The sequence below is a fragment of the Bacillus sp. 220_BSPC genome, assembly GCF_001054655.1.
Taxonomy (GTDB): Bacteria; Bacillota; Bacilli; order Bacillales; family DSM-1321; genus Peribacillus; species Peribacillus frigoritolerans.
In genome coordinates, this window is the sequence record NZ_JVPL01000308.1 from 1 (window position 1) to 5,325 (window position 5,325).

Sequence of the window (5,325 nt, forward strand, 5' to 3'; positions counted from 1 at the left end):
AGGAGAAACTGAACCTGTTCCTTTTGAATTCCGCCTTTTTCCATGGCTTTTTGACAAGCTTCTTCAAAAATTATTTTATGAGCTTTTTCATAGGAATCCTGATTAAGCCATAAATCGGCATGCAGAAGATCAAAATCTTCCGCGATAGCTCCATCTGCTTCAAATGGCCCTCCGACTGTACCTGTAGAAATAATCACGGGCTTTTGTTCGAAGACCCATGTACGATGACCTTCTAACATCACAAACCACCCCACTGTATAAGAATTGTTTTAATCAAGGCAATGACAAACGCCGAAAAGACGCCAAATAGAATAACCGATCCTGCGAGTTTAAACATATTACCGCCTACCCCTAATACGAACCCTTCAGTTCGGTGTTCAATCGCTGCAGAAATGACGGCATTGCCGAAACCAGTAACCGGTACAGCCGTCCCAGCCCCGCCAAATTGAGCCATACGATCATAGACCCCGAAACCTGTAAGAAGCATCGTAATAAAAACTAAAGTCCCTACGGTTGGATTTCCAGCTGTTTGGTCCGTAAAATCAAAATAATAAATATAAAAGGCAGAAATGAGCTGTCCGATCAGACAAATAAGGCCTCCTGTTAAAAATGCTTTTATGCAATTTTTAACCACTGGTCTTTTTGTTTCTCGATGTTTTTGAATCCCTTGATATTCTTGTTGAACAGGTGTCAATTGTTTCTTTTGTTTATTCGACATGGTCCGACTCCTCTTTCTCCTTAGGTTTTTTCTTTCATCAGACTTTTGATTTTATTAAAATCCTTTTCTACTTCCTTCCGATTTGTGTTATCCTTTTGGATTTTTTGTTCTAATTGATCAAGTTCCAAATACATTTTTGAATCGGTCGAAACCAAGATTTTATGATCTGGATAGTCTTTTTCCAAGTCTGATTTCACGCTCTTTTCGATTTTCTTTAATCGAAAACGATCAAAGTTTTCGACTTTGATCGCTATCAATAGCTCTTTATCCGTATTCACAGCCTTCACATCCGAAATGTCTTCCTCTTTGATAACCTTCTTTTTTGCTTGATTCGCCACGGATTGATCGATTGGCTTGCTTGTATGTACCTGTGAAATACTTAAATCCTCATGGTCCTCACCAGATTGATTTTGATTACAACCTGAACCTAATCCGATAATAGTTAGTAATAAAAGAAACATGATGAATTGGTTTATTTTATCTTTCATGAGATCACCCTTTATTTATTATCTTGAAGGTAAAAAAGGTTGGTTAACACTCAACCAACCTTCCTTCCCTAGCTTTTACATTATTGTTGTTTGTATTGGGGTTCTTCTTGTTCGACTTGTTGAATACGTGGTTCAATGGTGTCTACAACGGATTGAGTTTGTTTAGCAGCATCTTGGTAAAGTTGCTTTGCTTGTTCGTTGTCTGTACCAAGTGAAAAGGTTTCGAAGCTAGCCTGTGCACTTTTCAAACCTGCAAGAGTTGTCTTAAGGTCATTGATTACTGTCATGAATAACGCCTCCTTGTTTTTAATAAATTACTTTTTTAGAATGGCGAAAACAGAACTTTATATACCTTGAAATGTAAAATAGCAACCGTAAATTATATCCAACGGTTGCTATTTTACATTGCTAAAAACGATTCCGAATTCTCTTTAAATTTAATGGTACGAATACTTTATCCCTATGTATCTGCTTATGTATGATGAGATGTGAAAAGCTTGGATCACTTAACCCTTCTGTTTTATGCCTAGATGGGTTTATTCCTAAAAAAATTTTAAAGTCTTGGGGTAACCGCATAACACTAGCTCCTTTTTTATTTTTTTATAGAAAACATTCTTAATATATCCATCAAGAGTGTTTTTATTGTTATTTTTATCAAATGAATCAATTCATAGTAGATATTTTGAGCATAAAGCTAAGAACTTCAGAATCCATTTTAAAAAATTATTAACATCGATGTTGATTTAACCAGCCCTGATTTCATTTAGCCGGGTTTTGGAAACAAATAGAGTGCAAAATCTGAATGCCTTGCCTTACCGGGGTGACTCCCATCCACTGCTATAAAACATCATCGTGAAATTCTCTGTGATTGAAGATAAAGTTGATGCAGTAAAATTTGATTGTATAAAAAAGGTTGAAAGGGAGAAGGTAATATTGCAAGTAAAAAACCAATAGAGAGGACGATAAAAATGAATCATAATTGGTTAAGACTATTAACAGTTGTTTTTCTTTCTGCCACGATGTTAATGGGATGTAATAATACAGATGGGGATAATGATCCAGCTCCTCCTGATACAGAGGAACCAATTGAAGATCCTAACGATGCAACAGATCCGGATAATACAGATGAAAATAAAGATGATGAAGCTGATTTAGTTCCTGATTCAGAAGATCCAGATGATGATGAAGCTGATTTAGTTCCTGATTCAGAAGAACCAATTGAAGATCCTAAAGATGTAAACGACCCAGATAATACAGATGAATAATAATTTAAATAGATAAACAGCAATATGTTTTAATACCGTTTGTTTTCAAACGGTATTTTTTTTATGCTTCAAATTGAACTTTATTATATATCTAAAAAAGTTTACTTTTCCAAGGGGATAAATCTTTATCCCCAGTATTTGGAGACTACTTCTGTATGGAGAGTTACAGAGCTAAAATAATTAATAATAATACGAATAAAGGGGGTATGCCAATGGATAGTACGGATAAGGAATATATGGATAAGGATAATATCTATATCTACTCAATAATGCTCCAGCCAATAATCCAACTAATACTCCTCCAAAAAAGGGGCTAACAAACTAATTGGCCTAGTGACAGGGTAGCTGCTCTAGTCCGCAGGATTTCTTCTAATAAAGTAATTAATTGTTAAATAAGGCAATAGAAAAGAAATGACAATAGGAAAAAACAAAAATAAACCCATTGAAATTACCATGCGAGTCTAATTCATCGCAATAAACCTCTGCTTCAATAAAACAATTCCTCATATCAGCCTCATTATCCAATTCACCGAGAATATCATACACAGTCTTTTCTAAGGCATCGACAGTTGTATAGGGGATGTAGATTATATACTCGTTAGCTATGATCTCCATTTTTGTAATTATCTTTTAGGAACTGTTCGATACTTCTCTTACCTTCCCTTTACCACGTATTCGCAGCCCCATTCTTAAAATTATTTAGGGTGTCTCATGAGAAAAGGTCTATCTAAACAATTCATTCGTATTCCAAACGTATACTCGCTACATAGTTTGTATATGTTAAGAAAAAACAAGGGAGGAATTTTAGTTGGAGTGGAATTTTTATCTATACTTGTTAAATACGTTCTTTATGTTATTCATAGCAATTTGGGAAGTTCGGCGGCCAGCCAAAGCTTTGAATTGGATAGTAATCGTCCTTGTTTTGCCTGTCATTGGTTTCTTACTATATCTTAGCATATCAAATCCCAAGCTTATTCATCGTAAAAGATTGACCTCTTCTCATAATGAGTCTAATAAGTTACCTGATACATATGGTGATTCAGCATCGATAATCGCCGATGCTTTAAGGTATTTTACTGTAGGCGGGCTTCGAGTCGGCAAAGTCCAAGTACTAAACAATGGAATAGCAAAATATGAACAACTTATCGAATCCCTACAAAAAGCCAAAAAAACCATTGATCTGGAATATTTCATCTATCGGAATGACCATATTGGTAATCGCATCACAGAACTGCTGATCGAAAAAGCAGTAAATGGAGTGCGGGTTCGTTTTATTAGAGATGGTTGGGGGAGTAAAAAATTTCCGCGTCAAAAAATTCTTCAGATGGTGGAAGCAGGGATAGAATGTCGGACAATATTTCCTTTAAGCTTTCCCTGGATTTTGTCCAATTGGAATTATCGGGATCATTGTAAGATTGTCACGATTGACAGAAAGGAATCCTTTACTGGGGGTATGAACGTTGGGTATGAATATACAGGATTAAAGCCAGACGTAGGATTTTGGAGGGACACTCATTTGCAAATTATAGGGGAAGCAACAGGCGACTTGCAGACTATCTTCGACGTTCATTGGAATATCGCTGTACCAGAACGGATAAAGTCAAAAACAAAATCTGAGGCAACGAAAAAGCCCACTAAAATCCCAAAATATAAATCAAAGGAAATCAATCCAACCGGGAGCATAGATCTTTCAAGATGGTCTGCCGAATTAGGATCTGAGTTATGGCCTATAGAAGGTAAAACAGACAATACCCAAACAAAGACAGGAGGATTGCAAAAAGCATACATCCATACGTTGGAAGGAAACCCTGGAATTCCTACACCAGTTATTCGTCAAGCTTACTTTATATTAATAACACAAGCGACCAAAACCATTGATATAACAACGCCCTACTTTATACCAGAAACAGATATTATTATGGCATTAAAGACAGCTGTGGCTCGTGGTGTACGCGTAAGATTACTTGTTCCTCGCCATATTGATCAAAAAATCGTGGGCTTTGCAAGTCGTACCTATTACGGGGAACTTATAGAAGCTGGGGTCCAAATCTACCAGTATGATAAAGGAATGTTACATGCGAAACTGATGATCATTGATGAGGAAATTGCAGAAGTAGGCGCAGCAAACTATGATATGAGAAGTTTTCGCCTGAATTATGAAGTGTGTCAAGTCGTGTACAGTGCTGATGTGGCAAGGGAACTCACAGAGCAGTTCGAGAGGGATCTTACTGATTCTGTATCATTAAGAATTGAAGACTTGTTGCAACGATCCCTGACCGAGCGCATTGTTGAACAGGGTTCTCGCCTGCTTTCTCCATTATTATAAGTTGATGTATCCTGTTTTTATTGTTCTATCTTAAATCTAGATTTAAAAAATTTCATTGTTTTTAAAATATTTCTGATTCATTTGAAAAAAGTCGAAAACCCGTGTAAGAAGAACTTTCAACATGGGTTTTTTTCTTATTTACGATGGAAATTCATTACTAAAAAACGGTAATACTAAAAAGGCAGCTCAAAGAGTTTGAATTCAAAAATATCTGTTACCTTTAATTGAAATATAGGGGGATATCAATAGATAATATATTTGAAAATCTTAAGGAAATACGTTTATTAGAAGATAAACCGTACCTTATAGAACTAAATGATTGGCTAAAGAATGAGTTTTTAACTTGGGAATAGTGGATACTAGTCGGTTTTTTAGTTGTGCCTTGGGTTCTATGGGCTAAACTCGTTAAACGAGACATTATTTTAGAAATTTTGTTTTTTGGTACCATAATTATCTTGACAACAACCTTATTAGATGTAGTTGGTGCACAATATAGTTTTTGGGATTACCCCATTGCATTCCTACCTT

The 5,325-nt window shown here is 35.8% G+C and carries 5 protein-coding genes and 1 pseudogene; 2 read left to right on the top strand and 4 right to left on the bottom strand.

Annotation, left to right across the window (positions count from 1 at the left end; genetic code table 11):
• From ADA55_RS25825 to ADA55_RS25840, 4 genes and pseudogenes are all read right to left on the bottom strand, one after another.
• A pseudogene (locus ADA55_RS25825) lies at positions 1 to 239 on the bottom strand (stage V sporulation protein AD); the annotation flags it as partial.
• Positions 239 to 718: a stage V sporulation protein AC gene (gene spoVAC / locus ADA55_RS25830; protein ID WP_048683806.1), complete on the bottom strand. Its 480-nt coding sequence runs from the start codon at positions 716 to 718 to the stop codon at positions 239 to 241. The gene spoVAC and the pseudogene ADA55_RS25825, both read right to left, overlap by 1 nt.
• Before the next feature lie 20 nt (positions 719 to 738).
• Positions 739 to 1,206 carry a YhcN/YlaJ family sporulation lipoprotein gene (locus ADA55_RS25835; protein ID WP_048689172.1) on the bottom strand — a complete coding sequence of 156 codons (468 nt, stop codon included), beginning with the start codon at positions 1,204 to 1,206 and terminating at the stop codon, positions 739 to 741.
• Between the two features lie 80 nt (positions 1,207 to 1,286).
• A complete protein-coding gene (locus ADA55_RS25840) occupies positions 1,287 to 1,493 on the bottom strand; it encodes a DUF1657 domain-containing protein (protein WP_048689175.1) in 207 nt (68 codons plus the stop codon).
• A 681-nt stretch (positions 1,494 to 2,174) separates the two neighbouring features.
• On the opposite strand from ADA55_RS25840, the gene ADA55_RS25845 reads away from it, so the two are divergent.
• Complete coding sequence (locus tag ADA55_RS25845; protein WP_048689178.1) at positions 2,175 to 2,471, top strand: hypothetical protein; 297 nt, start codon at positions 2,175 to 2,177, stop codon at positions 2,469 to 2,471.
• Positions 2,472 to 3,279: 808 nt separating this feature from the next.
• Positions 3,280 to 4,797, top strand: coding sequence for a phospholipase D-like domain-containing protein (locus ADA55_RS25855; RefSeq protein WP_048689182.1), 1,518 nt, complete (start codon positions 3,280 to 3,282; stop codon positions 4,795 to 4,797).
• The last annotated feature ends 528 nt before the right edge of the window (positions 4,798 to 5,325 follow it).

Excerpts from the sequence above, each read along its gene's own strand:
- ADA55_RS25840 (WP_048689175.1), bottom strand. The coding sequence starts at position 1,493 with ATGACAGTAATCAATGACCTTAAGACAACTCTTGCAGGTTTGAAAAGT.
- spoVAC (WP_048683806.1), bottom strand. The coding sequence starts at position 718 with ATGTCGAATAAACAAAAGAAACAATTGACACCTGTTCAACAAGAATAT.
- ADA55_RS25845 (WP_048689178.1), top strand. The coding sequence starts at position 2,175 with ATGAATCATAATTGGTTAAGACTATTAACAGTTGTTTTTCTTTCTGCC.
- ADA55_RS25835 (WP_048689172.1), bottom strand. The coding sequence starts at position 1,206 with ATGAAAGATAAAATAAACCAATTCATCATGTTTCTTTTATTACTAACT.